At 69.8% G+C, this 25,586-nt stretch carries 25 protein-coding genes, 1 tRNA gene and 1 riboswitch; of the genes, 16 read left to right on the top strand and 10 right to left on the bottom strand.

Annotation, left to right across the window (positions count from 1 at the left end):
* Nucleotides 1–31 precede the first annotated feature (31 nt).
* From glpK to ACFV9C_RS12615, 5 genes are all read right to left on the bottom strand, one after another.
* Nucleotides 32–1,540: a glycerol kinase GlpK gene (glpK, locus tag ACFV9C_RS12635; RefSeq protein ID WP_380193120.1), complete on the bottom strand. Its 1,509-nt coding sequence runs from the start codon at nucleotides 1,538–1,540 to the stop codon at nucleotides 32–34.
* 531 nt (nucleotides 1,541–2,071) lie between these two features.
* Nucleotides 2,072–2,830, bottom strand: a complete 759-nt coding sequence (locus ACFV9C_RS12630; protein ID WP_380193118.1) for an IclR family transcriptional regulator — start codon at nucleotides 2,828–2,830, stop codon at nucleotides 2,072–2,074.
* 51 nt (nucleotides 2,831–2,881) lie between these two features.
* On the bottom strand, nucleotides 2,882–5,404 hold the full coding sequence (locus ACFV9C_RS12625; protein WP_380193116.1) for an ABC transporter permease: 2,523 nt from the start codon (nucleotides 5,402–5,404) through the stop codon (nucleotides 2,882–2,884).
* Nucleotides 5,404–6,156, bottom strand: a complete 753-nt coding sequence (locus ACFV9C_RS12620) for an ABC transporter ATP-binding protein (RefSeq protein WP_380193115.1) — start codon at nucleotides 6,154–6,156, stop codon at nucleotides 5,404–5,406. Before ACFV9C_RS12620 ends, ACFV9C_RS12625 begins: the two co-directional genes overlap by 1 nt.
* A 49-nt stretch (nucleotides 6,157–6,205) precedes the next feature.
* The gene (locus ACFV9C_RS12615; protein WP_380193113.1) at nucleotides 6,206–7,090 is read right to left on the bottom strand and encodes a RecB family exonuclease; all 885 of its coding nucleotides are present in this window, start codon (nucleotides 7,088–7,090) and stop codon (nucleotides 6,206–6,208) included.
* Nucleotides 7,091–7,199: 109 nt separating this feature from the next.
* Between ACFV9C_RS12615 and ACFV9C_RS12610 the strand changes: the two genes are divergently transcribed.
* The 3 genes from ACFV9C_RS12610 to arc all read left to right on the top strand — a co-directional run bounded on the left by ACFV9C_RS12610 (nucleotide 7,200) and on the right by arc (nucleotide 11,190).
* The gene (locus tag ACFV9C_RS12610; protein WP_380193111.1) at nucleotides 7,200–8,354 is read left to right on the top strand and encodes a M50 family metallopeptidase; all 1,155 of its coding nucleotides are present in this window, start codon (nucleotides 7,200–7,202) and stop codon (nucleotides 8,352–8,354) included.
* Between the two features lie 40 nt (nucleotides 8,355–8,394).
* The gene (locus ACFV9C_RS12605; RefSeq protein WP_380193110.1) at nucleotides 8,395–9,345 is read left to right on the top strand and encodes a tRNA (adenine-N1)-methyltransferase; all 951 of its coding nucleotides are present in this window, start codon (nucleotides 8,395–8,397) and stop codon (nucleotides 9,343–9,345) included.
* Between the two features lie 99 nt (nucleotides 9,346–9,444).
* The gene (gene arc / locus ACFV9C_RS12600) at nucleotides 9,445–11,190 is read left to right on the top strand and encodes a proteasome ATPase (protein ID WP_380193108.1); all 1,746 of its coding nucleotides are present in this window, start codon (nucleotides 9,445–9,447) and stop codon (nucleotides 11,188–11,190) included.
* Between the two features lie 141 nt (nucleotides 11,191–11,331).
* On the opposite strand, the gene ACFV9C_RS12595 is transcribed toward arc, so the two are convergent.
* Nucleotides 11,332–12,183 (bottom strand): IS3 family transposase, encoded by an 852-nt coding sequence (locus ACFV9C_RS12595; RefSeq protein ID WP_380193105.1) that lies wholly within the window; start codon nucleotides 12,181–12,183, stop codon nucleotides 11,332–11,334.
* A gap of 11 nt (nucleotides 12,184–12,194) precedes the next feature.
* A complete protein-coding gene (locus ACFV9C_RS12590) occupies nucleotides 12,195–12,692 on the bottom strand; it encodes a helix-turn-helix domain-containing protein (protein WP_380193104.1) in 498 nt (165 codons plus the stop codon).
* Between the two features lie 115 nt (nucleotides 12,693–12,807).
* Here ACFV9C_RS12590 and ACFV9C_RS12585 point away from each other — a divergent pair, with 115 nt between their 5' ends.
* Nucleotides 12,808–13,155, top strand: coding sequence for a hypothetical protein (locus ACFV9C_RS12585; RefSeq protein ID WP_380193102.1), 348 nt, complete (start codon nucleotides 12,808–12,810; stop codon nucleotides 13,153–13,155).
* Here ACFV9C_RS12585 and ACFV9C_RS12580 read toward each other — a convergent pair.
* The 3 genes from ACFV9C_RS12580 to ACFV9C_RS12570 form a co-directional block, all read right to left on the bottom strand.
* On the bottom strand, nucleotides 13,152–14,027 hold the full coding sequence (locus ACFV9C_RS12580; protein ID WP_380193101.1) for a hypothetical protein: 876 nt from the start codon (nucleotides 14,025–14,027) through the stop codon (nucleotides 13,152–13,154). The genes ACFV9C_RS12585 and ACFV9C_RS12580 overlap by 4 nt on opposite strands.
* A complete protein-coding gene (locus tag ACFV9C_RS12575) occupies nucleotides 14,024–14,608 on the bottom strand; it encodes an RNA polymerase sigma factor (protein WP_380193099.1) in 585 nt (194 codons plus the stop codon). The genes ACFV9C_RS12580 and ACFV9C_RS12575 overlap by 4 nt, the downstream gene beginning before the upstream one ends.
* 72 nt (nucleotides 14,609–14,680) lie before the next feature.
* Nucleotides 14,681–15,919: a phosphotransferase gene (locus tag ACFV9C_RS12570; protein WP_380193097.1), complete on the bottom strand. Its 1,239-nt coding sequence runs from the start codon at nucleotides 15,917–15,919 to the stop codon at nucleotides 14,681–14,683.
* A 72-nt stretch (nucleotides 15,920–15,991) separates the two neighbouring features.
* On the opposite strand from ACFV9C_RS12570, the gene dop reads away from it, so the two are divergent.
* The 12 genes from dop to ACFV9C_RS12510 all read left to right on the top strand — a co-directional run bounded on the left by dop (nucleotide 15,992) and on the right by ACFV9C_RS12510 (nucleotide 25,562).
* Nucleotides 15,992–17,512, top strand: coding sequence for a depupylase/deamidase Dop (gene dop / locus ACFV9C_RS12565; protein ID WP_380193095.1), 1,521 nt, complete (start codon nucleotides 15,992–15,994; stop codon nucleotides 17,510–17,512).
* A 57-nt stretch (nucleotides 17,513–17,569) separates the two neighbouring features.
* On the top strand, nucleotides 17,570–17,779 hold the full coding sequence (locus ACFV9C_RS12560; RefSeq protein WP_132145168.1) for a ubiquitin-like protein Pup: 210 nt from the start codon (nucleotides 17,570–17,572) through the stop codon (nucleotides 17,777–17,779).
* An 8-nt stretch (nucleotides 17,780–17,787) separates the two neighbouring features.
* Complete coding sequence (prcB, locus tag ACFV9C_RS12555; RefSeq protein ID WP_380193093.1) at nucleotides 17,788–18,630, top strand: proteasome subunit beta; 843 nt, start codon at nucleotides 17,788–17,790, stop codon at nucleotides 18,628–18,630.
* A gap of 25 nt (nucleotides 18,631–18,655) precedes the next feature.
* Nucleotides 18,656–19,552 (top strand): proteasome subunit alpha, encoded by an 897-nt coding sequence (prcA, locus tag ACFV9C_RS12550; protein ID WP_380193091.1) that lies wholly within the window; start codon nucleotides 18,656–18,658, stop codon nucleotides 19,550–19,552.
* Nucleotides 19,549–20,160: an NUDIX hydrolase gene (locus ACFV9C_RS12545; RefSeq protein WP_380193089.1), complete on the top strand. Its 612-nt coding sequence runs from the start codon at nucleotides 19,549–19,551 to the stop codon at nucleotides 20,158–20,160. Before prcA ends, ACFV9C_RS12545 begins: the two co-directional genes overlap by 4 nt.
* A gap of 4 nt (nucleotides 20,161–20,164) precedes the next feature.
* A riboswitch (ZMP/ZTP riboswitch) is annotated at nucleotides 20,165–20,250 on the top strand.
* Nucleotides 20,251–20,269: 19 nt separating this feature from the next.
* On the top strand, nucleotides 20,270–21,130 hold the full coding sequence (locus ACFV9C_RS12540; RefSeq protein ID WP_380193087.1) for a bifunctional 5,10-methylenetetrahydrofolate dehydrogenase/5,10-methenyltetrahydrofolate cyclohydrolase: 861 nt from the start codon (nucleotides 20,270–20,272) through the stop codon (nucleotides 21,128–21,130).
* A gap of 31 nt (nucleotides 21,131–21,161) precedes the next feature.
* Entirely contained in the window at nucleotides 21,162–21,530 is a 369-nt protein-coding gene (gene aroH, locus ACFV9C_RS12535; protein ID WP_130385491.1) for a chorismate mutase, read from the top strand.
* Entirely contained in the window at nucleotides 21,527–22,591 is a 1,065-nt protein-coding gene (locus ACFV9C_RS12530; RefSeq protein WP_380193085.1) for a prephenate dehydrogenase, read from the top strand. Before aroH ends, ACFV9C_RS12530 begins: the two co-directional genes overlap by 4 nt.
* 31 nt (nucleotides 22,592–22,622) lie before the next feature.
* Entirely contained in the window at nucleotides 22,623–23,297 is a 675-nt protein-coding gene (cmk, locus tag ACFV9C_RS12525) for a (d)CMP kinase (protein ID WP_380193083.1), read from the top strand.
* 31 nt (nucleotides 23,298–23,328) lie between these two features.
* Entirely contained in the window at nucleotides 23,329–24,057 is a 729-nt protein-coding gene (locus tag ACFV9C_RS12520; RefSeq protein WP_380193081.1) for a lysophospholipid acyltransferase family protein, read from the top strand.
* On the top strand, nucleotides 24,050–25,417 hold the full coding sequence (gene der, locus ACFV9C_RS12515) for a ribosome biogenesis GTPase Der (protein WP_380193079.1): 1,368 nt from the start codon (nucleotides 24,050–24,052) through the stop codon (nucleotides 25,415–25,417). Before ACFV9C_RS12520 ends, der begins: the two co-directional genes overlap by 8 nt.
* Nucleotides 25,418–25,487: 70 nt before the next feature.
* A tRNA-Pro gene (locus tag ACFV9C_RS12510) sits at nucleotides 25,488–25,562 on the top strand.
* Nucleotides 25,563–25,586: the final 24 nt, after the last annotated feature.

Raw genomic sequence — 25,586 nt, 5'->3', positions numbered from 1 at the left:
GTGGGGAGGGCCGCGCGGCACGGCCCTCCCCCTAGATCTCCCGGTCCTCGGGACGGATCCAGTTGAAGGTGCGCTGGACGGCGGCCTGCCAGTTCGCGTACTCGGTGGCGCGGCGGGCCGGGTCCATGTGCGGCATCCACTGGCCGGCCCGGTGCCAGTTGCTGCGAAGGCCTTCGAGGTCCGGCCAATACCCGACCGCGAGACCGGCGGCGTACGCGGCACCCAGCGACACGGTCTCGGTCACCATCGGCCGTACGACGCGGACGTCGAGCAGGTCCGCGAGGAACTGCATCAGCAGGTTGTTGGCGGTCATCCCGCCGTCGACCTTCAGTGCGGTCAGCGCGATGCCGGAGTCCGCGTTCATCGCGTCCACCACCTCGAGCGTCTGGAACCCGGTCGCCTCCAGGACCGCCCGGGCCAGGTGCCCCTTGGTGATGTACCCGGTCAGCCCGGCGATCACCCCGCGGGCCTCGCTGCGCCAGTGCGGCGCGAACAACCCGGAGAACGCCGGCACGATGTAGGCGCCGCCGTTGTCGTCGACCGTCCGCGCCAGCGTCTCGATCTCGGCCGCGGTGTGGATCATCCCGAGCCCGTCGCGGAACCACTGCACCAGCGACCCGGTCACCGCCATCGACCCTTCGAGCGCGTACGACGCGGCGTGGTCGCCGATCTGGTACGCGACCGTGGTCAGCATCCCGTGCTTGGACCGGACGATCTCCTGCCCGGTGTTCATCAACAGGAACGACCCGGTGCCGTACGTGCACTTCGCCTCACCCGCGCTGAAACACGTCTGCCCGAACAGCGCCGCCTGCTGATCCCCGAGCGCGGCGCCGATCCGGACCCCCGGGAGCACCTCGGTCGCGGTCGCGAACACCCCCGACGACGGACGGATCTCCGGCAGGATCGCCCGCGGTACGTCGAACGCCGCCAGCAGCTCGTCGTCCCAATCAAGCGTCTCGATGTTCATCAGCATCGTCCGGCTGGCGTTGGTGACGTCGGTGGCGTGCGTCCGGCCGCCGGTGAAGTTCCAGATCAGCCAGGTCTCCATCGTGCCGAACAGGACCTCGCCGCGCTCGGCCCGCTGCCGCAGACCGGGCGTGTGGTCGAGCATCCAGCGGATCCGCGGCGCCGAGAAGTACGTCGTCAGCGGCAGCCCGCAGCGGTCCGCGAACCGGTCCGGCCCGGCGTCGCCCGCGAGCTCGGTGACCAGCCGGTCGGTCCGGGTGTCCTGCCACACCACCGCATGCCCGATCGGCCGACCGGTGACACGGTCCCAGAGCAGGCTGGTCTCCCGCTGATTGGTGATGCCGATGGCAACGACCTGCGACGGGTCGGCCGCGATCTGCCGGATCGCCGCCGGCACCACCCGGCTCACGTTCCGCCAGATCTCCTCGGCGTCGTGCTCCACCCACCCCGGCCGCGGAAACAACTGCCGATGCTCCCGCTGCGCCACCGACACCAGCCGCCCGCGCCGGTCGAACAGGATGCACCGACTCGAGTTCGTCCCCTGATCCACCGCCGCCACATACTGCTCAGCCATCAGTCCCCCTCACCCCGGACCCCCAGGCCACCACACCCCACCCAACCACGAACCCCACCCACGCGTCGTCCGCCGCCCCAACACGTCGCGACGACCCGACCCTCCACCGACCTCCACCGACGGCGCCCCGGTGAGGTGCGGTGGTAAGCCGGTCGGCACTCCGGTGAGGTGCGATGGTGAGGTGCGGTGGTTGGTGGTGAGGTGCGGCGGTGATCAGCTCCGCACTCCGTCGAGGTGCGGTGGTGAGGCGGTCCGCACCCCACCGACGTGTGATCTTGAGGCGCGCCACGCTCCGCGCTCCGGTGAGGTCCGGTGGTGGGGCGGTCCGCAGTCCAGCGACCTGCGGTCGTGAGGCGCTCCGCGCTCCAGCGAGGCACCCCGGGGAGGTGAGGTGCGGTGGTGAGGTGGGACGTGGTGGCGAGGCGGTCCGCACTCCGGGGAGGTGCGGAGGTAGGGCGGTCTGCGCTTCGTGGGGTGGGGTGTGGTGGTCGGGTGGTCGGGTGGTGGTGGGGGTGTGTGGCGGGCGGGGCGTCATGTGTCGTCTCGGAGGTCGCGGGCGATGGCTTCGGCGGTGGCTCGGACCATGGTGACGAGGTCTTCGCGGTGGCGGAGGCGGCTGTCGCAGATGCGTTCGATCCGGCCGGTGAGGCCGACGGCGCCGACGACCAGCCCGCCGAGGCCGCGGATCGGGGCCGCGATACTCGCCAGCTCGACGGTGTGCTCCTCGAACTCGGTTGCCCACCCGCGCGCCCGCACACCCGCCAGCTCCTCACCCAGCCGGGCCGGATCGGTGATCGTCCGCGTGGTGTACGCCTCCAGCGCCCGCGGCCGCGCCGCCCCACTCGTGTCGTACGCGAGCACCGCCTTGCCCAGCGCGGTCGCATGCGGCGGCAACGTCGTACCGACGTCCAGGTCCTGGTCGCTGTCGTCCGGCCGGAAGACGTGGTGCACGACCACCACCTTCCCCTCGACGAGCCGGCCGACCCGAACCACCTCGCCGCTGCGCGACGCCAGCGAGTCCGCCCAGTTGATCGCCCGGCTGCGCAGCTCGTTCGGATCCAGGTAACTCTCGCCGAGCCGCCCGAACGCGTCACTCAGGTGGTAGTGCGCCCCGCTCCGGTCCTGGTCGACGAACCCGACCTGATGCAGCGTCCGCAGGATCCCGTGCACGGTCGGCTTCGCCAGCCCGAGCGCGTTCGCGAGATCGGCCACCCCCAGCCCCTCAGGCGCGGCGGCGAGCAGTCGCAGCACCGCCGCGGCCCGCTCGATCGACTGCACGGTGCCCGGCACACCGGCAGGCTACCTGTGAATCACTGGTCTGGCTCCACCTCAGCGGCAGTCTCACTCGGACGCGATCGCCCGCAGAACATCCAACCGAGCCGCCCGTCTCGCCGGCCACACCGCCGCCAACACCCCGAACCCCACCGCAACCAGCACCGCAACGACCAACTGCAGCACCGGTACGTCGCGCACCGGGAGCCCGTCGTCCGCCATCGCGGCCTGGATCGCCACCGCGAACCCCACCCCGATCAGCATCCCGAGCAGTGCGCCCAGCAGTGTGATCGCGATCGACTCGACCTGCAGCATCCGGCGCAGTTGCCGGCGGTCCATCCCGATCGACCGCAGCAGCCCGATCTCGCGGGTACGCTCGATCACGCCGAGCGCCAGCGTGTTCACGATCCCGAGCAGCGCGATCAGGATCGCCATCGCGAGCAGGAACCCGACGACCGCCAGGATCCCGTTCACCGGCGTTAGCGCGCTCGCGGCGTACGCCTGCTGGTCGCGGACCTCGAGCGACGGGTAGTCCTTCGCCAGCTCGCCGAGGATCCCGGCCCGGACCTCGGCGACCTGCTTGCCCTGGGCAACATCGACGTACAGCAGGCTGTCGCTCGACGGCCCGCCGATCCGCTCGTACGTCGCGAGCGACAGGACGACCCCGTTGAGCTGCCGGTTCGGTGCGAGGATCCCGCCGACGGTCAGCCGGGTGGTGCCGGCTGTCGTCTTCAGCTCGAGGCTCTTGCCGACCGTGAGCCCGAGCGTCTTGGCGAGGTTCCGCGGCAGTACCGCGTTGCCTGCCGCGAGTCCGGCCGCGGAACCGGAGTCGAACTTGGTCACGATCGGGCCGGCGAGGGTGCCGTCGCCGACACCCATGACCGGGATGCTGTTCGCGCCGATCTGCCCGGCCTGCTGCCGGATCCGGTGCACGCCGGTGACTCCGTCGACCTTGGCGGTCCGGTCGGCGACCTGGCTGCTGAAGTTCTGGCTGCCGTCGTTCGTGATCAGGATGCCCGACGTGCCGAGCGCGTCCAGGACGGTCCGGTGGATGGAGGCCTTCGCGGTCGCGGAGATCACCAGCAGTCCGCAGATGAGCGACACCGAGATCATCAGCGCGGACGCGGTCGCCGACGTACGGCGCGGGTTCCGTTCCGCGTTGCGGCGGCCGAGCGTCACGGGTGTCCGCCGGCCGAACGGGTACATCAGCCCGCGCACGACGTACCTGCTGATCAGGGGACCGACCATGACAACGGCCAGCGTGGCGATCCCGGCGGCGAGCGCCAGCAGGACGGCGCCGACGAGGCCCGCGCTGGACAGGCCGATGCCGGCCAGGATCAGGCTCATCAGCAGCATGAAGCCACCGGTCGCCGCGCGCTTCAGGGCCGGGCGCTCCGGGATCTGGACGTCGTCGCGCATCGCGGCGATCGGCGGGAGCTTGCTCGCCCGGATCGCCGCCGGCGCGGCGGCGCCGACCGTGACGCCGATGCCGAGGAGGTAGCAGACGATGATCGTGGCCGGAGAGACCTGGAGGCTCGCGGTCGGGATGCGAAGGTGCAGCGTCTGATAGCCGAACCGGATACCGACCGCGGAGAGAATACCGATCAGGAGTCCGAGGGATGCGCCGAGGAAGCCGATGATCACACTCTCGGTCAGGATCGTCCGGGTGACCTGCGCGCGGGACGCGCCGATCGCCCGGAGCATCGCGAGTTCCTTCGAGCGCTGGGCCACGACCATCGAGAACGTGTTGACGATCAGGAACGTACCGACGAACAACGCCAGGCCGGCGAAGAGCGCCATCACGATGCTGAAGCCGCCGAAGGTGGTGTCGAGGTCGTGCTTGCCGTCCGCGGCGACTTCCTTGGCGGTCCGGACCTTCACCGCGTCGCCGAGGGCCGAGCTGATCGCCTTGCTGACGACCGACGGGTCGGAGCCTGGCGTGACGACGACCGCCATGGATGTCCAGCCGGCCTTGCCGAGCAGCAGCCGCTGCGCGGTCGCGCCGTCGAAAGTGACCAGTGGCGCTCCCGCCGCGACACCGGACGCGGGGGAGGAGGTGATCGCGGTCAAGGTCGCTGTGACGGCTTGGGTCGGCGTGACGACCCGCACCTGGTCGCCGATCGAATAGCCGGCCAGAGTGGCGGTGCCCTGGTCCAGGGCGAGCTGGCGGTCGCCCAGCGGCGCCGTACCGGTGACGGCCAGGAACGGTGCGGCCTGACTGGTGCGCGGCCACGCGGCGCCGAACGTGGTCAGTCCGTAGTCGTCGAGTTGTTTGCCGTTGGGGTCGAGGACCTGGAGGTCACCGACCAGGAGCTGCGGGATGGCGGCCGCGACACCCGGCACGGCACTGATCTGGTTCGCCACATCGATCTGGAACGTCGGCGGCGTGCCGGACGTGCTCGTGATCGGCGAGGACGGCGTCACGGTGATGTCCGCGGTGCTGACCGCGAAGTTCTTCTTCAGCGCGGTCGAGAGGGTGTCGGTGAAGACCATCGCGCCGCCGGCGAACGCGACCCCGAGGGTTACGGCGATGGTGCAGAGGGTGAAGCGGAGGCGGTGGGCGAGGACGGAGCGGAGGCCTAGTTTGAACATCAGCTGGCCGGTTCCGTGGCTGGGTCGAGTTGTTTCATGCGGTCCAGGACGGATTCGGCGGTCGGGTCGAGGAGCTCGGACTGCAGAGCGCCGTCGGCGAGGAACAGGACGCGGTCGGCGTACGACGCGGCGGTCGGGTCGTGGGTGACCATCACGACGGTCTGGTGGAAGTCGCGGACGGAGCGGTGCAGGAAGGCGAGGACGTCGCCGGAGGAGCGGGAGTCGAGGTTGCCGGTCGGTTCGTCGGCGAACACGACGTCGGGGCGGGAGACCAGCGCGCGGGCGCAGGCGACGCGTTGCTGCTGGCCGCCGGAGAGCTCCGACGGGCGGTGGCTGAGGCGGTCGCCGAGGCCGATCGTGTCGACGACCGTGGCCAGCCAGTCCTGGTCGGGTTTCCGGCCGGCCAGGTCGAGCGGGAGCGTGATGTTCTCCAGCGCGGACAGGGTCGGGACCAGGTTGAACGCCTGGAACACGAACCCGATCCGGTCCCGGCGCAAGTGCGTCAGCTGCTTCTCGGGGAGCGTGGTCAGGTCGACGTCGCCGAGCAGGACCTTGCCGTCGGACGGTTTGTCGAGGCCGGCGAGGCAGTGCAGCAGCGTGGACTTACCGGAGCCGGACGGGCCCATGATCGCGGTGAACCGGCCTTTGCCGAACTCCGCGCTGACACCGGCCAGTGCGTCCACCTGCGTCGAACCGCCGCCGTACCGCTTCCAGACCTCGATCGCCTGGACTGCCAGATCGTCCACAGTCATGCGACGAACCGTATCCACCCGGGGTTCCGCACCCGGCCCGAGCCCGGTGCTAGCCGTCGACGGTGATCAGATCGATGCCGGCGGACTCGGCCGCGACCTCCTCGACAGAGCGGGTCGGGAGCGGCGGTGGGGTGCCGCCCCAGGCGGGGCAGATGGCCTTGTGGTCGCACCAGTCGCAGAGCGGGCCGGGGCTCGGGCGCCAGTCGCCGGAGTCGAGCGCGCGGGTGATCGCGACCCAGAGCGCGGAGACCTTCCGCTCGCAGGCGCGCAGGTCGGCCTCGTCGGGGACGTAGCGGACGATCTCGCCGTTGCCCAGATACACCAGTTGCAGCATCGCGGGGACCACACCGCGGAGCTTCCACAGCACCAGCGCATAGAACTTCATCTGGAAGAGCGCCTTCGCCTCGAAGAACTCCGACGGCGAACGGCCGGTCTTGTAGTCGACGACACGGATCTCACCCGTCGGCGCGACGTCCAGCCGGTCGACGTACCCGCGGAGCACCAGGCCGGAGTCCAGCGCGGTCTCGACGTACAGCTCCCGCTCGGCGGGCTCCAGGGCGTTCGGGTCCTCGAGGGTGAAGTACTTGCCGAGCAGTTGGTGCGCCTCGGCGAGCCACTTGGCCAGCTCCTCGCCGCTCGCGTCCTCCGCGAACAGCTCGCCGACCTCGGGCTCCTCGTCGAGCAGCCGCTGCCATTGCGGCTCGAGCATCGTCGCGGCCTGCTCCAGCGTCCGTTGGCCGCGCGGCAGGTCGAACAACCGCTCCAGCACGGCGTGCACGACGGTCCCGCGGACCGCCGCCGGTGACGGCTTCTCCGGCAACCGGTCGACCACCCGGAACCGGTACTTGAGCGGGCAACTCATGAAGTCCGCGGCCCGGGACGGCGACAGGGCACCGCGCGGATGCGGATCTGCTTCAGCTGCTGCAACGCTCATGCCTCAAACCCTAGGCACAACCACCGACACTTCGCGCGCACCCCACCCCCGCCTGTGGAAAACCAGGGCTGTCGCACGCAGTTACCGGACGCCAAGTAGCGTTGCCCTGATGGCTGACTCGCGCGACCCCGACAACCCCGCCCCGCCGGCCGGCGCACCGCCGCCCGGAACGTGGGTGCTCGGTCGTGTCCGCGGGATCCGGCTCACGATGCGGTTCACCTGGCTGCCGGTGGCGATGCTGCTGGCGCTCGGCTTCGCGACCATCATCGGCCAGCAGTTCCCGTCGCTCGGCGGCTGGCGGTACGTCGCCGCGTTCGCGTTCGTGGTGGCGTTCACGTTCTCGATCCTGGTGCACGAGTTGGCGCACGCGCTGATGGCGATGCGGTTCGGGATCGGGGTCACCGAGATCAACCTCGGCTTCTTCGCGGCCGGCACGCACATCGAGGGCGAGCGGAAGTCGCCGCTCGCGGAGTTCGCGGTCTCGGTCGTCGGCCCGGTCGCGTCCCTGATCGTCGGCGGGCTGGCGTACTTCGCGTCGCGCGCGTTCGACGAGGGTGTCGGGTACGTCGCGCTCTGGGAGCTCGGCATCGCGAACCTGATCGTCGGCGCCACGAACCTGCTGCCCGGCCTGCCGCTCGACGGCGGCTGGGTGCTGCGGGCCATCGTCTGGAAGCTCACCGGCAACATGCACACCGGCACCGTGGCGGCGGCCTGGGCGGGCCGGGCGCTCGCGATCCTGGTGCTGGCCGGGCCGGTGATCGCCGAGCAGATCTGGGGCTGGCAGCCCTCGATCATCGACTTCGTGATCGCACTGCTGATCGGGTTCTTCCTCTGGTCGGGCTCGACCGCCTCGCTGATGCAGGCGCGGCTCCGGCGCAAGCTGCCCGCCTTGCAGGTGCGGACCCTGGCCCGGCGCGCCGTCGCCGTACATTCCGGTACGCCGATCTCCGAGGCCGTCCGGATGGCCGGGGAGGCCCAGGCCGGGGCGGTCGTGGTGATCGACGGCGACGGCAAGCCGCACGCACTGGTGTCGGAGTCGGCGGTCTCGGCGGTCGCCCCGAACCAGCGCCCGTGGACCACGGTCAGCGAGGTTTCCACCCGGATCGGCGCGGGCCACATCATCGGCGTGAACGACACCGGTGAGGAGATCCTCGCCACACTGCGTGAGCACCCGGCGTCGGAGTACCTGGTCCTCGATGCGGCCGGCGGCGTGTACGGCGTACTCGCGACGTCCGACGTGGAGAGGGCGTTCCGGGGCCGCTGATTACAGGGTTCCGGTGACCGAAAGTTAAGGTGAGCGCCTTATGGCTGACTTGCGCGACTTTCCCGACCAGGCGTTCTCCGGCGTCCATCACGGACCGCTGCAGGAGGGCGAGTGGATCACCCTGCAGGACTCGAAGGGCCGCCGGCACTCGGTGAAGCTGGAGCGCGGCAAGGTCTTCCACACCACCAAGGGCGGGATCGAGCACGACGACCTGATCGACGGCCCGGACGCGGTCACGATCCGCTCCAAGGGCAACGTCGAGTACCTGGCGCTGCGCCCGCTGATGGCCGACTACTCGGTGTCGATGCCGCGCGGCGCCGCGGTGATCTATCCGAAGGACACCGCGCAGATCGTCACGATGGCCGACATCTTCCCGGGCGCGAAGGTGGTCGAGGCGGGCGCCGGCTCCGGCGCGCTGACCACGGCGCTGCTGCGCGCGGTCGGGATCCACGGGCAGGTGATCTCGTTCGAGCGCCGCGAGGACTTCGCCGAGGTCGCGCGGAAGAACGTCACCGGCTTCTTCGGCGGTGAGCACCCGGCCTGGCGGCTCGAGGTCGGCGACCTGGTCGAGAAGCTGAACGAGCAGGACGTGGACCGCGTCGTACTGGACATGCTCGCCCCGTGGGAGTGCGTGGACGTCGTCGCCGAGGCACTCTCGCCCGGCGGCGTGTTCTGCGCGTACGTCGCCACCACGACGCAGCTGAGCCGGGTCGTGGAGACGCTCCGGGCGCACGGCGAGTTCACCGAGCCGCGCGCGTGGGAGTCGCTCGTGCGAGACTGGCATGTAGAGGGTCTCGCCGTCCGTCCAGGCCACCGGATGCAGGGGCACACGGCGTTCCTCGTGACCGCCCGGAGGATGGCGCGCGGCGTCCAGGCGCCGCGGAAGAAGCGCCGTCCGGCACCGGGCGCGTACGGCGACGACTACGCCGGCCCGCGACGCGCGGAGCCGGGCAACGCGGCATCGTCCGAAACTTCCGGCGACATGCCGTAGGCAACCTGCTCATCCGCAACCGACACGTGATGGGATTCAGCTTGCCCGGCGAGGTTTTCTGGGTAAGGTCCATAGGGTCGAGCCCCACATGGTGAGGTGATGATCGTGGCTGGAGACGAGAGTCCTACCGCGGCAGAACTGCGTAACCAGGTCCGGTACCTGGAGGCCGAGGTCGCGGCGTTGCGACGTCGGCTGCTCGAGCACCCGGCAGACAGCCGGTCGCTCGAGAGCAGGCTGTCCGAAACCCAGGCCTCCTTGGCGAGTGTCACCGCTCAGAACGAGCGGCTGGCCGACACGCTGCGGGAGGCGCGAGAGAAGATCATCGCCCTGAAGGAGGAAGTCGACCGGCTGGCGCAACCGCCCTCCGGGTTCGGCACCTTCCTCGGACGGAACGAAGACGACACGCTCGACGTGTTCACCGGCGGCCGGAAACTCCGGGTCGCGGCGAGCCCGTCGGTGGACCTGGACGAGCTCCGGCTCGGCCAGGAACTGATGCTGAACGAAGCCCTCAACGTGGTCGAGGCCTGTGCGTACGAGGTCGTCGGCGACGTGGTGATGCTCAAGGAGCTGCTCGCCGACGGCGAGCGGGCGCTGGTGATCGCGCAGGCGGACGAGGAACGGGTGGTGCGGCTCGCGTCGCCGCTGCTCGACGTACCGCTGCGGTCGGGCGACTCGCTGCTGCTGGAGCCCCGCTCCGGGTATGTCTACGAGAAGATCCCGAAGTCCGAGGTCGAGGAGCTGGTGCTCGAAGAGGTCCCGGACATCGACTACACCCAGATCGGCGGCCTGACCGGCCAGATCGAGCAGATCCGGGACGCGGTCGAGCTGCCGTACCTGCACAAGGACCTGTTCCTGGAGCACGAGCTCAAGCCGCCGAAGGGCGTGCTGCTGTACGGCCCGCCCGGCTGTGGCAAGACGCTGATCGCGAAGGCGGTGGCGAACTCGCTGGCCAAGAAGGTCGCCGAGCGCACCGGGATCGCCGAGCAGAAGTCGTTCTTCCTGAACATCAAGGGCCCCGAGCTGCTGAACAAGTACGTCGGTGAGACCGAGCGGCACATCCGCCTGGTCTTCCAGCGGGCCCGCGAGAAGGCGTCCGAGGGGATGCCGGTGATCGTGTTCTTCGACGAGATGGACTCGCTGTTCCGCACCCGCGGCTCCGGCGTCTCCTCCGACGTCGAGAACACCATCGTCCCGCAGTTGCTCAGCGAGATCGACGGCGTCGAGGGCCTGGAGAACGTCCTCGTGATCGGTGCCTCGAACCGTGAGGACATGATCGACCCGGCGATCCTGCGGCCCGGCCGGCTGGACGTGAAGATCAAGATCGAGCGCCCGGACGCCGAGGCGGCCCGGGACATCTTCTCGAAGTACCTGACCGCCGGACTGCCGCTGCACACCGACGACCTGAGCGAGTTCGGCGGCGACCGGCAGGCCTGCGTGGACGGGATGATCCAGCGCACCGTCGAGCGGATGTACACCGAGGCCGACGAGAACCGGTTCCTCGAGGTGACGTACGCGAACGGTGACAAGGAGGTCCTGTACTTCAAGGACTTCAACTCGGGCGCGATGATCCAGAACATCGTCGACCGGGCGAAGAAGATGGCGATCAAGGCGTTCCTGGACGAGAACCAGAAGGGCCTGCGGGTGCAGCACCTGCTGCAGGCCTGCGTGGACGAGTTCAAGGAGAACGAGGACCTGCCGAACACCACGAACCCGGACGACTGGGCCCGGATCTCCGGCAAGAAGGGCGAGCGGATCGTCTACATCCGTACGCTCATCTCCGGCAAGCAGGGCACCGAGCCGGGTCGGTCGATCGACACCGCGACCAACACCGGGCAGTACCTGTAAGGACCACACAACCGCCCCCGCGACCGTCTGGTCGCGGGGGCGGTTGACGTTCCGTGAGTCGGTGGGGGTGGAGATAACCCCCGGTACGATTGAACTGGTCCCGGAATGTTGGACTGGTTAAGTAAGAGGTTATAGAGGGTTCTAGGCTGCGAGGGTCTGGGTCCGGTAGTTCACCGGGCTCAGGCCCTCGAGTTGTGTGGAGATGCGGTGGTTGTTGTACCAGCCGACGTACTCGTGCAGCGCTTCAGTGAGGGCGTCGACGGACACGTATCGGGTGTGGTTGAAGAGTTCTTCTTTGAGGTGCCCGAACCAGTTCTCGATCACGGCGTTGTCGTAGCAGTTGGCTTTGCGGGACATCGACTGGGTCGCTCCGGCGGCGGCGAGCAGCCGCTGCCAGGTGGGGTGCTGGTACTGGAATCCTTGGTCGGAGTGCACCAGCGGCGCCTGGCCGGGTTCGCGGCCGGGGTCGAGGGTGGCCAGGGCGTCGCGCAGCGAGCCGTTGGTGAGGTCCAGGTTCGGGGAGTTGCCGATCGTGTAGGCGATGATCTGGTGGTCGAACAGGTCCATGACCGGTGACAGGTAGAGCTTGCGGTCCCCGACGCGGAACTCGGTGACGTCGGTGACCCATTTCTGATTCGGGGCGGTCGCGGTGAAGTCCCGGTTCAGCAGGTTCGGCGCGGTCCGGCCGGGCTCGCCGAGGTAGGAGTTGTAGCGCTTCTTGCGCCGTACCAGGCAGTGGAGTCCGAGGCGGCGCATCAGCTTCAGGACTGTCTTCTTCGCCACCCGCCAGCCCCGCGCGACCAGTACGGCGTGGACGCGCCGGTGCCCGTACCGGCGGTGGCTGGTCTCGAAAACGTCCCGGATCGCGGTCTTCAGCTCCGCCCACGGATCCGGTTGAGCCAGGCGGTTCTGGTGGTAGAAGAACGTCGACCGGGCAAGACCCGCGACCGCCAGCAGAACGTCGAGACGGTGGTCGGCCTTGAGAGCGATCACAGCGGCAGCCTTCACCGCCGTTGCTGTTGCCTCAAGGCCCGCAATTTTCCCAGGTAGGCGTTCTCCGCCCGCAGACGCTCGTTCTCCCGGCGCAGCCGCACCAGTTCAGACTCCGGTTCTGCCGCCACGTCCGGACCGTCCGGGTCTTTACGCGGCCGGCCCTTCGGCTTCGGCCGCAAACCATCCGCGCCGTCGCGCCGATACACCCGCACCCACGCCTTCACCAGCTGCGGCGACGACAACTCGTACTCGGCCGCCAGCACGGTCACCGGCTCTCCCGCCAGGAACCGCTCCACCACAGCCAGCTTGAACTCGAACGAGTACGACCGCTTCGTCGGCCTGGTCACCAACGCTCCTCTGCCCCAGATCCGCCACCGCTGATACAGCATCTTCACCGGGTCACGAGCCACCACCAACCGCCGCGCAGCAGCCCCCGGACCCAGCCCCCGCTCGAACAAACCTACCGCCAGCACCCGCTGCGCCTCGCTCAACGAACTACGTCCATCCATACAAAACACTCCCCAGAAGTCGAAACTGAATTTCTCAGTCCAACTTCTGGGGAGCAGTTCAGATCCGGGGGTTTCCCCCATTGGAGCGGTGCCGCGGCGGTCGTACCTTGCTGCTATGGCGACGGACGATCTGCGCAAGGACCTGCGGGCAGCGGTGGCGGCGCGGCAGGAGCTCGGCCCGGAGTACGAGGCCGAGATCATCGACGGCTTTCTCGACAAACTCGACCAGCGCGACCTGCAGCGTCGCGCCGGGCTGCTGCCTGAGCCGGTGCCGGCCCGGGCGGTCAGGGCGGCGGGCCGTGAGACCGACCCGGGCGGGCTGGCGCTGGCGATCATCTCGATCGTCGCAGCGATCCCGATCACCGCGATCGCGGCGAACATGATGGGCAAGACCGGCGTGCTGATCTGCTGGATCGGCCTCGTCGGCATCAACCTCGCCCGCACCATGGCCCGCCGCCGCTAGCTGACGGGGATCTGCTTGCCCTGGGCGTCGAAGGCGCGGACCTCGGTCTTGAGCTTCTGGCCGACGATGAACTTCCCGGCCGCCTGGACCTCCGTGTAGGCGAAGCCGTCGTGGACGACGCCGCTCGTCCACGGGCCGGTCTTGCCGTCCAGGACGTACCGCGCCTCGACCTTCGCGACGTCCGGGTACGCCCGGTACAGCCGCCACGCCTGCAGCGTGGTGAGGTTGTTCGTGAAGTCCCCGTCCGTACTGGCGAGCGCCACCAGACCGCGCTGCGCGGTCGGCTCCGCCCGCCACGCCTTGTCGTCGATCCGTCCGACCGCCCCGATCGCGCCGAGCTTGGCGCTCGGTGGAATGCGCGCCATGCAGAACCGGTACCCGAGCTTCGCACTGGAGGGGGCTCCGCCCTTCGCGGGCCCGCGACCGTTGCGGGTGGCGGGCGGCTGCGAGGCGCGGGACTGAGCGATTGGCCCCTTGGTGTTCCGTGCGATCGCCACCAGCGTGGTGCTGTCGTTGGTGATGCCGCGGACATGCCGGCTCCAGACCAGGTCAGCCGGAGCGGCCTCGTCCGGGAACAGGCATTCGGCGGTGATCTTGGCCAGGTCCGCGTTCGGCACCGGCCCGAGATCGACGCCGACCTTCGCTTCCGGTGTCGCCATACCGGCCACACCCGTATCGGGTGACTTCTGGGTGACGGCCAGCGTGCCCGCCACCACGGCGGCGACTGCGCCGACGCTGACCACGGGAGCGATCCAGCGGCGGGCTGGGTGCCGGGTGGCGGGACGGGCGCGGTCCATCAGCTGATTGCGCATCCGGGAGCGCTCGGCGGTGGTCAGCGGTGGGACGCGCGGTGGTTCGAGATCGAGTGTCATGAGAGCTCCTCGGTGAGGGCGACCCGGGTGAGCAGGTCGGGGAAACGGCGACGGGTGCGGTGCAGGCGGGCCTTGACGGTCCCGACCGGTACGCCGAGCGCGTCCGCGGCCTCGGCGACGGTGAGTCCGGACCAGACGACGAGCTCGAGCGTCTCGCGTTCGTGCCGGGGGAGTTTCGCGACGGCGCGCCGGATCGCCGACATCTGCCGCTCGTCGTCGAGACGACGGGCGACGTCCGGGGCGTGGTCGTCGTGGGGAGCGGGATGCGGGAGCCGGTCGACCAGCCCGCGGAGGCGGTTCGCGGTCCGGGCCAGCGCGCGGCATTCGTTGCCGGCCACGATCAGCAGCCAGCCGCGAGCGGTGGCCCCGGCGAGCGGTCCCGGTGGGTTGCGCTGGAAGCGCCGCCAGGTGCTCAGGAACGTCGCCTGCACCACGTCGTCCGCCGCACTCCAGGACGCCGTCCGGCGGAACGCGAACGCCCGTACGTCGTCCGCGTACCGGTCGAACAGCTCCCCGAGGGCGAAGTGGTCGCCGACGCGCAACCGTTCCCACAGCTCCTGGTCGGCAGATCCCGTAGCCATCGACGGCTCCGTATCGTCAGTCAGGATGATCTTCACATCAGCTAGTGACCGGACGCGGGCCGGATGGTTGCATCAGAGCCGATTCCGGATCTCGCGCAGCCCCTTCTCGACCTCGTCGGCCAGTTGGAGCCGGAGGCCGCGGGCGACGCCGTACCAGGGGGAGAGGCGCGCCCAGTCCTTCGAGCGCTCGATCAGGTCCGGGGTGGGTCGGTAGGCCTCCAGGACGCCGGCACGGACGGCTTGCGGGGCGCCGTTGAGCGGCCAGCAGAGGTCCAGCGCGGGGTCGCCGACGACCGCGTCGGTCCAGTCGATGACGCCGGTGATCCGGCCGTCCGCCGTGAGGATGTGCTCCGGTCCGAAGTCGCAGTGGATCAAGGAGGTCCGGACCTGTGCGACCCGATCCAAGAGCTGTCCGGCCCGCTCGTGGACGTCGGCCGGCAGGAGCGGCAGGATCTGTTGCCGGAAGTCCGCCAGTTCGGCCGTCTTCGCGGCTGTAGCGGTCGCTGCGTCGAGTGCGCCGTACGCCACGGCTTCCTCCGGGTCGACGCTGTGCAAGGCCTTCAGGAAGCCGCCCAGCGCCCGCCCGGTCGCCTCGTCACCCTCGGCGAGCGGTTCGCCGAGGATCAGCAGGTGACGTACGCCGTCCGCTGTCGGCTCAGGGACCGGCACGGACAGCGGGAGCTGCGGCGCGAGCCAGGGGAGGAGCGTGGTCTCGGCGGCGAGTCGTGGGCCGACCTCCGGGCGTCGCGCAGCACGATGCAGCCACGGGCCGTCGATCCATGCGCGGCTGTCCCAGCCTTCGGTGATCAGCAGGCTCCGGACGTACGCACCCAGCAGGCCGACGCTGTCCGGCATGAACTCCCACTCGTCAAACTTGGCGACCAGTTCCGCCGGTGACATCCACGTGCCCCACGCGACCTCCTCCGGCTGATGCCGCACCGGCCCGTCCCAGACGCACGTGTACAGGTATGCGTGGTACTGCGTGTTCTCGTCCGCGTAGTCGCCCTCCGGCAGCCGCGTCAGCTCCACGCCCGCGATCCCGAGCTCCTCCTCGAGCTCCCGCACGACGGCGTCGAACGGGTCCTCGCCTGCCGCCACCACACCGCCCGCGGCGAAGTCGTACCGGCTCGGGTACACGTCCTTGGTGGGCGTCCGCCGGTGCACGTAGATGTCACCGGCCGGATTCCGGACGAGTACGCCGGTTGCCGAGTGCCGCAGGTTGTCGCGGCGCATCACCGACCGCGGCGCCGACCCGACCACCCGGTTGCCGTCGTCCAGCAATGCCACCAGCTCGTCCACCACGCCGTTCATTCGCGCAGTCTCACATGTAACCCTGTGGACACAGCAACCACTTAAGTCGCCGGTACCGCGTAGGCTCGACGCATGAGTGTTCGGCGGATCATGGGTACCGAGACCGAGTTCGGGATCTCGGTGCCGGGCCAGCCCGGGGCCAACCCGATGCTGACCTCGAGCCAGGTGGTGAACGGCTACGCCCAGACGCAGCCGCTCGCGCGCAAGACCCGGTGGGACTTCGACGAGGAGCACCCGTTACGGGACGCGCGCGGGTTCGACCTCAGCCGGGAGGTGGCGGACTCCAGCCAGCTCACCGACGAGGAGACCGGCCTGGCGAACGTGATCCTCACCAACGGCGCCCGGCTGTACGTCGACCACGCCCACCCGGAGTACTCGGCGCCCGAGACCACCAACCCGCGGGACGCCGTGGTGTGGGACAAGGCCGGCGAGCTGGTGATCATGGAGGGCGCGCGGCAGGCCCGGCTGATCCCGGGTGCGCCGCAGCTGAACCTCTACAAGAACAACGTCGACAACAAGGGCGCGTCGTACGGCGCCCACGAGAACTACCTGATGCGCCGGTCCACGCCGTTCGCGTCGATCGTCCGGCACCTGACGCCGTTCTTCGTGAGTCGTCAGGTGGTCACCGGCGCCGGCCGGGTCGGGATCGGCCAGGACGGCGCCACCCACGGGTTCCAGATCAGCCAGCGCGCGGACTACTTCGAGGTCGAGGTCGGCCTGGAGACCACGCTGAAGCGGCCGATCATCAACACCCGCGACGAGCCGCACGCGAACCCGGACCGCTACCGCCGGCTGCACGTGATCATCGGCGACGCGAACCTGTCCGAGATCTCGTCGTACCTGAAGGTCGGCACCACGTCGCTGGTGCTGGCGATGATCGAGGACGGCTGGCTGACCGACGACCTCGGCGTCGACCGGCCGGTGACCGCGCTGCACGAGGTGAGCCACGATCCGACCTGCACGCACCTGCTGACAATGAAGGACGGCCGCAAGCTCACCGCCGTCCAGCTGCAGACGGAGTACCTGGAGCAGGCGCGGAAGTACGTCGAGGACAAGTACGGCGACGACGCGGACCGGCAGACCAAGGACGTGCTGCACCGGTGGGAGCAGATCCTCGACCAGTTGGCGCTGGACCCGATGAAGCTGTCGGACCAGCTCGACTGGGTGGCGAAGTACAAGCTGCTCCAGTCGTACCGCGACCGCGACGGCCTGGACTGGGACGACCCGAAGCTGCATCTGGTCGACCTGCAGTACGCCGACCTGCGCCCGGACAAGGGGCTCTATTACAAGTTGGTGAAGTCCGGGCGGATGCAGCGGATCGTCACCGACGAGGAGATCCGGATGGCGGTCGCGCACCCGCCGACCGACACCCGGGCGTACTTCCGCGGCCGCTGCATGCAGCAGTACGCGCCGCAGGTCGCGGCCGCCTCCTGGGACTCGGTCATCTTCGATCTGCCCGGCAAGGAGTCGCTGCAACGGATCCCGACTCTGGACCCGTTGCGGGGCACGAAGGCGCATGTCGGGGCACTTCTTGACCAATGCGACACCGCCAGTGACCTGGTTCGCACCATTACTGGGGGTGCCGCCGGGTAGGGTCGCTAGTGAAGGCCGATTTGGGCGGCCTTCCCAGCGGTTCTAGGAGGTGGCCATATGGCGAAGGACGGCGGTCAGCAGCACAAGCAGCCGAAGCGTTCGTCGACCGAGGAAGAGGTCGAGCAGGTCGAGACGTCCGAGGACGTCCAGGAGCGGAAAGAGCGGCTCGACGAGGACGTCGACTCGATCCTGGACGAGATCGACGAGGTGCTCGAGGAGAACGCCGAGGAGTTCGTCCGCGGATTCGTGCAAAAGGGTGGGGAGTGAACCGCTCGATGACATCTGATGCCTCCGGCCGGCTGCCGGAAGCCTTCCTGACCCCGGGCGGCTCGTCGTTCATGGACTTCCTGGCCGGGCACGCGCCCGACCTGTTGCCCGGACGACGGTCGCTCGGGCAGGCCGATTTCTCCGCCGACGTCCCGCACGGCACGACGATCGTCGCGGCCACCTTCCCCGGTGGCGTCGTGATGGCCGGCGACCGGCGGGCCACGATGGGCAACATCATCGCCCAGCGCGACATCGAGAAGGTGTTTCCCGCCGACGAGTACTCCGCGGTCGCGTTCGCGGGCTCGGCCGGTTTCGGGATCGAGATGGTCCGGTTGTTCCAGGTGGAGCTGGAGCACTACGAGAAGCTCGAGGGTGCCACGCTCAGCCTGGACGGCAAGTCCAACCGGCTGAGCGCGCTGATCCGGGGCAATCTGGCGATGGCGATGCAGGGCCTGGCCGTGGTGCCGCTGTTCGCGGGCTACGACGAGGACCTGAAGGGCGGGCGGATCTTCTCCTACGACGCCACCGGCGGGCGGTACGAGGAGACCCACTTCCACAGCGTCGGCTCGGGCTCGCTGTTCGCCCGCGGCGCGCTGAAGAAGCTCTACCGCCCGGACCTGTCCGAGACCGACTGCGTGACGGTGACGATCCAGTCCCTGATCGACGCGGCCGACGACGACTCGGCGACCGGTGGACCGGACATGCTGCGACGGATCTTCCCGGTGGTCGGCGTGGTCACCGCGGACGGTTACCGGCGGCTGCCCGAGGACGAGGTGGCGGCGCTCGTCGACGCGGCCTGGAGCCAGCGGCACCAGCGGCCCGACGGTCCCGCGGCCACGTCCCTGACCTGATCACCCCGAACTGACAGAGGACTCGATGAGCGTTCCCTTCTACGTCTCGCCCGAGCAGCTGATGCGGGACCGGGCGGACTTCGCCCGGAAAGGCATCGCCAAGGGCCGCAGCGCGATCGCGCTGCAATATGCCGACGGCATCCTGTTCGTCGCGGAGAACCGGTCGCCCGCGCTGCACAAGGTGGCCGAGATCTACGACCGGATGGCGTTCGCCGCCGTCGGCCGGTACAACGAGTTCGAGAACCTGCGGATCGCCGGCGTCCGACTGGCCGACATGCGCGGGTACTCCTACGACCGGCGTGACGTCACCGGTCGCGCGCTCGCGAACGCGTACGCGCAGACGCTCGGTGCGATCTTCTCCTCCGGCGGCGAGAAGCCGCTCGAGGTGGAGATCCTGGTCGCGGAGGTCGGTGCGACCGCCGGCGACGACCAGATCTACCGGCTCACGTACGACGGCTCGATCGCCGACGTCCAGGGGTATGCCGTGATGGGCGGCCCGGCCGAGCAGGTCGCGGACTACGTCGGCGAGCACTACCGCGAAGGCATCTCGCTGGCCGGCGCGCTCCGGCTCGCCGTGGACGCGCTGGCGCACGACGGTACGGAGGTCCGCGAGCTGACCTCGGACCAGCTGGAGGTCGCCGTACTGGACCGGACCCGGACCCAGGTGCGCAAGTTCAAGCGGATCTCCGAGGAGACGCTCGCACGCATCCTGTCCGAGTCGCGCCCGGATACGGAGTCCGAGTCGTCCGAGGGCGCGAGCGACGCGGCCGGCTCCGACGGAGCAGCTACGGGCGACGCCGGTGAGTCCTCGGCGAAGTCCGACGACGCCGAGTCCACCGAGACCCCGGTCGCGCCGCCGTCCGACGATGGCGACGTACCGGTCGCCCCGCCGGAAAGCCCCGACGACAACCGTCCCCTGTGACGGACCATCTCGAGAACTCAGCCGCCACCGACACCGTGGCGGCTGAGCCGTCTCAGGCACCCGCCGACCCGGCGCCTTGGGAGTTGTTGGGGGAGGAGTTGGGGTTCGAGCGGTTTCTGTCGGTGCGGTTGCGGCGGTACCGGATGCCGGACGGGCGTGAGGTCGAGTGGGACGTGTCCGGGCGTGAGGCGGGTGTCGACGCCGGAGTGACGGTGCTGCCGTTGACGCCGGAGGGGCGGATCGTGACGATCCGGATGTTCCGCGCCGGACCCGACACCGTGGTGACGAACCTCCCGGGCGGTCTCGTCGAGCCGGGCGAGGAGGTCGCCGTCGCCGGCGCCCGCGAGCTCGAGGAGGAGACCGGGTACACCTGCGAGACCCTCGACGTGGTCGGCTGGCAGTGGTCCGGTGCGTCGTCGACGTTCCGCAAGTACGTCGCGATCGCCCGCGGCTGCCGCCCCGACGGGAAGCAGCAGCTGGACGAGGCCGAGGACTGCGTACCGGTCGAGCTGACCGTCGACGCCTTCCGCGCCGAGCTCCGCAACCCCGGCGCGATGACCGGCATCGACGCCGCCTACCTGGCGCTCGACCACGCCGGCCTGCTCTAGGATTGCCGTGGACCGCGACTGGCGTTGAGGTGGAGGAACCACCGGGGAACGGTCTGCCATCCGGCTTCGCCGCGCGCCTGGGCACCTTCGAACTCAGAGGAGTGCGCGCATGAGTGCTGAGCTGATGATCGGGACCGACCTCGCCGCCGAGATGGTGGCCAAGGCGACGGAACGGGCAACCGCCCTGCAGGAGCAGTACGGCGTGCAGCCGTGCCTGGCGACCGTCCTGGTCGGCGACGACCCGGCGTCCGCGACGTACGTGCGGATGAAGCAGAACCGGTCGAAGAAGGCGGGCATCGCGTCCCGCAGCGTCGTCCTGCCGTCCACCACGACCACGGAAGAGTTGGTCGCGGAGATCACCAAGCTGTCCGAGGACCCGGTGGTGCACGGGATCCTACTGCAGCACCCGGTGCCGGCGCAGATCGACGAGCGGGCCGCGTTCGAGGCGATCGACCCGGGCAAGGACGTGGACGGCGTGACGATGCGTTCGTTCGCGGCGATGGCGTTCGGGGACCCCGGGTTCCGCTCGGCCACGCCCGGCGGGATCATGCGGCTGCTGTCGGCGTACGACGTACCGCTGGAAGGCGCGCACGCCGTGGTGATCGGCCGCAGCCCGATCCTCGGGAAGCCGGCCGGCATGTTGCTGCTGGCATCGAACGCGACCGTCACCTACGCGCACTCCCGCACGCGCGACCTGGCGGACCTGGTGCGGACCGCCGACGTGGTGATCGCGGCGGTCGGCAAGCCGAACTTCGTCCGCGGCGACTGGCTGAAGCCCGGCGCGGTGGTCGTCGACGCCGGGTACAACGAGGGCAACGTCGGCGACGTCCACTTCGCCGAGGCGGCCGAGGTCGCGCGGCTGATCACCCCGGTCCCGGGCGGCGTCGGCCCGATGACGATCGCGCTGCTCCTGGAGCAGACCCTCGACGCCGCTGAGACGGCTGTCCACTCCTTGACTACCCTGAACTAGTCTTTGGGGCAGACGAACTAGGAGGAGAGACGTGGCGGTACGCGCGATCCGGGGTGCCACCCAGCTGGACGTGGACGAGCGCGAGCATCTGCTCGAGCGGTCCGCGGAGCTGGTGAAGGCGGTCCTGGAGGCGAACGATCTGGAGAACGAGGATCTGATCAGCATCCTGTTCACCGTCACGTCGGACCTCCGGTCGGAGTTCCCGGCGGTCGCTGGCCGGCAGATCGGGCTGACCGACGTACCGCTGATGTGCATGCAGGAGATCCCGGTGCCGCACGCGCTGCCGCGGGTCGTCCGGCTGATGGTGCACACCGAGACGCCGCGCTCGCGCGACAAGATCCAGCACGTGTACCTGCACGGCGCCGTCGCCCTCCGTCCAGACCTGACCGGCGCACAGTGACCGAACTGAGAGGCCCCGTCCGGATTGTGGGGACCGGGTTGATCGGGACGTCGATCGGGCTGGCGCTGGCCCGGTTGGGGGTCGTCGTCGAGCTCGTCGACGGGAACCCGGACAACGCGTTGATGGCCGAGCGGATCGGTGCCGGCTCGCGGCTGGTGGAGATCGAGCCGCAGCTGGTCGTGGTCGCCGTACCGCCGGACCACGTCGGGGCGGTCGTCGCCGAGCAGCTCGAGCACACCACGGCGGTCGTGACGGACGCGGCGAGCGTGAAGAGCAAGCCGCTCGCGGACGCGCGCGGCCTGACGCAGGACGTCAGCCGGTACGTCGGGAGTCACCCGATGGCCGGCTCCGAACGCAACGGCCCACTGGCCGCGCGCGCCGACCTGTTCGACGGCGCCACCTGGGCGATCACCCCGCACGACAGCAGCGATCCGGATGCCGTGGACCTGGTACGGCGGTTGGCGGAGGCGTGTGGCGCCCGGACGGTCGAGATGTCCGTGGCGGACCACGACCTCGGCGTCGCGCGCGTCTCCCACCTCCCGCACCTGATGTCCGCGCTCGCCGCCGGGACACTCGCCGACGCGCCGTCGTCGCACCTCGAACTGTCCGGCCAGGGCGTCCGCGACGTCACCCGGATCGCGGCCGGCGACCCGCGGCTGTGGACCCAGATCGTGTCCGCGAACTCGACCGCGCTGACCGGCCTGCTGGAGCAGATCCGCGGCGAGCTCGACCGGCTGCTCGTTGCCCTCGGCAAGGAAGAGGCCGGCGAGGAGCTGACCGCGATCCTCGGCCAGGGGGTGTCCGGCGCGATCCGGGTGCCGGGCAAGCACGGCGCCCCGCACATCGACCTGGTCACGGTCCTGGTGACGATCCCGGACCGCCCCGGCCAGCTGGCGAAACTGTTCGCCGACGCCGCCGAGTCCGGCGCCAACGTCGAGGACCTGCGGATCGACCACAGCCCCGGCCGCCCGGTCGGCGAGGTCGAACTCGCGGTCAAACCCGGCACGGTGGACCAACTGGTCGAGGCCCTGACCACCCGCGGGTGGGTAGTCCACACCTGAACTGTCCCTCGGCGAAGGTAATCTTCGGGGCATGATCATCGCTGTGGACGGGCCGAGCGGCTCCGGTAAGTCGAGCACCGCCCGCGGAGTGGCCACCCGGCTCGGACTGCGGTTCCTGGACACCGGCGCGACGTACCGGGCGGTGACCTGGTCGGCGGTCGAGCGCGGGCTGGACCTGGACGACACGGCGGCGGTCGCGCAGCGCGCCCGGGAGCTGGAGCTGGAGGTCAGCACCGACCCGGGCCGGCAGTTCGTGATCGCCGACGGGACCGACATCACGGCCGCGATCCGGGAGCCCCGGATCAGCGAGGTGGTCTCGAAGATCGCCACCAACCTGGACGTCCGGGCGGAGCTGATCCGGCGCCAGCGGGCGATCATCGACGACGCCCAGGAGACCGGCGGGATCGTCGTCGAGGGCCGCGACATCGCCACCGTGGTCGCCACCGACGCGGAGCTCAAGGTGCTGCTGACCGCCGACCAGGAGGCCCGGATGGCCCGCCGCGGCGCCCAGGTCGGTTCGTTGACCGCGGAGCAGTTGCGGGACCAGATCGTCCGGCGGGACGCCGACGACTCGACCGTGTCGGAGTTCCAGGTCGCCTCCGACGGCGCGGTCACCATCGACTCCACCGACCTGACCCTCGAGGAGGTCATCGACGTGATCAGCCGACTCGCGAAGGAGACTGTCCCTCAGGGCCGGGAGCTATGACTGTACTTTCGGCCGCGCCTCGGGAGGCGCCGTGACGGCAGAGCTCACCGGGCACCGGGATCTGCCGCGGACCGACGATCTGCCGGCGCTTCCGTACCGGCTGGCGTTGCCGCTGCGGACGGTGGCGAGGCCGTACTTCCGGCACAAGTACGACCTGCACGTGCACCACGAGGACCGGTTCCCGCTGACCGGTCCGTTGCTGATGACACCGAACCACCTGAGCCTGCTGGACGCCCCGCTGCTCGGCGCGATCGCGCCGCGGATGCTGCACCAGCTCGGCAAGATCGAGGTGTTCGGCGGGTTCCAGGGCGTGTTCCTGCGCCGGATCGGGCAGATCCCGGTCGACCGCTCGGCGTACGACGTCCTCGCCGTCCGCCGCTCGATCCAGGCACTGCGCGACGGCCGGGTGCTGAACATCTACCCGGAGGGCACCCGCGGGCCGGGCGACTTCGGCCGGATCCGGAGCGGGGCGGCGTACCTGGCGATGGTCACCGGCGCGCCGATCCTGCCGGTGGCGCTGATGGGAACCCGGTTGCCGGACGGCGGCGTCGAGGGTAGTCCGCCGACCGGAAGCCGGATCGACGTGGTGTACGGCGAGCCCTTCTCGATCGAGCGCGTACCCTTTCCCAGGAGACATTCCGACGTACAGGCGGTCGCCGACCACATCGGTGACGTGCTGCGCGCCCATGTGAAGGCGGCCGTCGAAGAAACCGGCCACCCACTTCCGGGCTGGCGAGACCAGAGGGACCCCCATGACTGACCTGCCCACCGAAGTACCGACGCACGAGCGCGACGACGCCGGCCCGCTGCCGGTCCTCGCGATCGTCGGGCGGCCGAACGTGGGCAAGTCCACGCTGGTCAACCGCATCATCGGCCGCCGCGAGGCGGTCGTGGAGGACACTCCGGGCGTCACCCGCGACCGGGTGTCGTACGACGCCAACTGGGCCGGCCGCGAGTTCACCGTCGTCGACACCGGCGGCTGGGACCCGGACGCGGTCGGGATGGCCGCCCTGGTCGCGGCGCAGGCCGAGGTCGCGATCAACGCCGCCGACGCGGTGCTGTTCGTGGTCGACGCGGTGGTCGGCATCACCGACGCCGACGAGGCCGTCGTCCGGGTGCTGCGGAAGTCCGGGAAGCCCGTCGTACTGGCCGCCAACAAGGTCGACGACCAGCGCATCGAGTCCGAGGCGATGAACCTCTGGGCGCTCGGCATCGGCGAACCGTTCCCGATTTCGGCGATGCACGGCCGCGGCACCGGCGACATGCTGGACGCGATCCTGGCCGCACTGCCCGAGGCGCCGGCGGAGCGCGACGAGGAGCTCGGCGGACCGCGCCGGGTGGCGATCGTCGGCAAGCCGAACGTCGGCAAGTCCTCGCTGCTGAACAAGGTCGCCAAGGAGGACCGGGTCGTCGTCAGCGACGTCGCCGGTACGACGGTGGACCCGGTCGACGAGCTGATCACGCTCAGCGGCACGGAGTACCGCTTCATCGACACGGCCGGCATCCGGCGCAAGGTGAAGAACTCCCAGGGCCACGAGTACTACGCCTCGCTGCGGACCAACGCCGCGATCGAGCGGGCCGAGGTCGTCGTGGTCGTCATCGACGCCTCGCAGTCGATCACCGAGCAGGACCTGCGGATCATGAACGCGGTCGAGGAGGCCGGCAAGGCGCTGGTGATCGCGTACAACAAGTGGGACCTGATGGACGACGAGCGCCGGTACTACCTGGAGCGCGAGATCGACCGCGACCTGGTGCAGTTCCGCTGGGCGCCGCGGGTCAACATCAGCGCGCTCACCGGCTGGCACATGGACAAACTCGTCCCGGCGATCGAGGCCGCCCTCGAGGGCTGGCAGACCCGCGTCCCGACCGGCCAGCTGAACGCGTTCCTCGGCCGCCTGGTGGCCGCCCACCCGCACCCCGTGCGCTCCGGCAAGCAGCCGAAGATCCTGTTCGGCACCCAGGCCACCACGATGCCCCCGACCTTCGCGATCTTCACCTCCGGCCAGATCGAGGCGTCCTACCAGCGCTTCATCGAACGCCGCCTCCGCGAGGACTTCGGCTTCGTCGGCAGCCCGATCCACGTCCAGATCCGAGCCCGCCAAAAGAACAAGAAACGCTGACCGGACCCTGGTAAAACCCACTCTCCGGATGGGGTAAGGTTTACCCAGTCCGCTTCACCCAGCGGGCTGGCGGGCTGTGGCCTAGCTTGGATAAGGCGCTAGTCTGGGGGACTAGAGATCCCGAGTTCAAATCTCGGCAGCCCGACCGTCAAGAGGGGCACCGATTCTG

This window comes from Kribbella sp. NPDC059898 (assembly GCF_042730855.1).
Taxonomy (GTDB): domain Bacteria; phylum Actinomycetota; class Actinomycetes; order Propionibacteriales; family Kribbellaceae; genus Kribbella.
This window is presented reverse-complemented; position numbering and strand designations above follow the sequence as displayed.

Excerpts from the sequence above, each read along its gene's own strand:
- prcA (WP_380193091.1), top strand. The coding sequence starts at position 18,656 with ATGAGCGTTCCCTTCTACGTCTCGCCCGAGCAGCTGATGCGGGACCGG.
- ACFV9C_RS12570 (WP_380193097.1), bottom strand. The coding sequence starts at position 15,919 with ATGAACGGCGTGGTGGACGAGCTGGTGGCATTGCTGGACGACGGCAAC.
- cmk (WP_380193083.1), top strand. The coding sequence starts at position 22,623 with ATGATCATCGCTGTGGACGGGCCGAGCGGCTCCGGTAAGTCGAGCACC.
- prcB (WP_380193093.1), top strand. The coding sequence starts at position 17,788 with ATGACATCTGATGCCTCCGGCCGGCTGCCGGAAGCCTTCCTGACCCCG.
- ACFV9C_RS12580 (WP_380193101.1), bottom strand. The coding sequence starts at position 14,027 with ATGACACTCGATCTCGAACCACCGCGCGTCCCACCGCTGACCACCGCC.
- ACFV9C_RS12540 (WP_380193087.1), top strand. The coding sequence starts at position 20,270 with ATGAGTGCTGAGCTGATGATCGGGACCGACCTCGCCGCCGAGATGGTG.
- ACFV9C_RS12620 (WP_380193115.1), bottom strand. The coding sequence starts at position 6,156 with ATGACTGTGGACGATCTGGCAGTCCAGGCGATCGAGGTCTGGAAGCGG.
- ACFV9C_RS12605 (WP_380193110.1), top strand. The coding sequence starts at position 8,395 with ATGGCTGACTTGCGCGACTTTCCCGACCAGGCGTTCTCCGGCGTCCAT.
- dop (WP_380193095.1), top strand. The coding sequence starts at position 15,992 with ATGAGTGTTCGGCGGATCATGGGTACCGAGACCGAGTTCGGGATCTCG.
- ACFV9C_RS12615 (WP_380193113.1), bottom strand. The coding sequence starts at position 7,090 with ATGAGCGTTGCAGCAGCTGAAGCAGATCCGCATCCGCGCGGTGCCCTG.
- ACFV9C_RS12590 (WP_380193104.1), bottom strand. The coding sequence starts at position 12,692 with ATGGATGGACGTAGTTCGTTGAGCGAGGCGCAGCGGGTGCTGGCGGTA.
- glpK (WP_380193120.1), bottom strand. The coding sequence starts at position 1,540 with ATGGCTGAGCAGTATGTGGCGGCGGTGGATCAGGGGACGAACTCGAGT.
- ACFV9C_RS12560 (WP_132145168.1), top strand. The coding sequence starts at position 17,570 with ATGGCGAAGGACGGCGGTCAGCAGCACAAGCAGCCGAAGCGTTCGTCG.
- ACFV9C_RS12575 (WP_380193099.1), bottom strand. The coding sequence starts at position 14,608 with ATGGCTACGGGATCTGCCGACCAGGAGCTGTGGGAACGGTTGCGCGTC.
- arc (WP_380193108.1), top strand. The coding sequence starts at position 9,445 with ATGATCGTGGCTGGAGACGAGAGTCCTACCGCGGCAGAACTGCGTAAC.
- der (WP_380193079.1), top strand. The coding sequence starts at position 24,050 with ATGACTGACCTGCCCACCGAAGTACCGACGCACGAGCGCGACGACGCC.
- ACFV9C_RS12625 (WP_380193116.1), bottom strand. The coding sequence starts at position 5,404 with ATGTTCAAACTAGGCCTCCGCTCCGTCCTCGCCCACCGCCTCCGCTTC.
- ACFV9C_RS12585 (WP_380193102.1), top strand. The coding sequence starts at position 12,808 with ATGGCGACGGACGATCTGCGCAAGGACCTGCGGGCAGCGGTGGCGGCG.
- ACFV9C_RS12610 (WP_380193111.1), top strand. The coding sequence starts at position 7,200 with ATGGCTGACTCGCGCGACCCCGACAACCCCGCCCCGCCGGCCGGCGCA.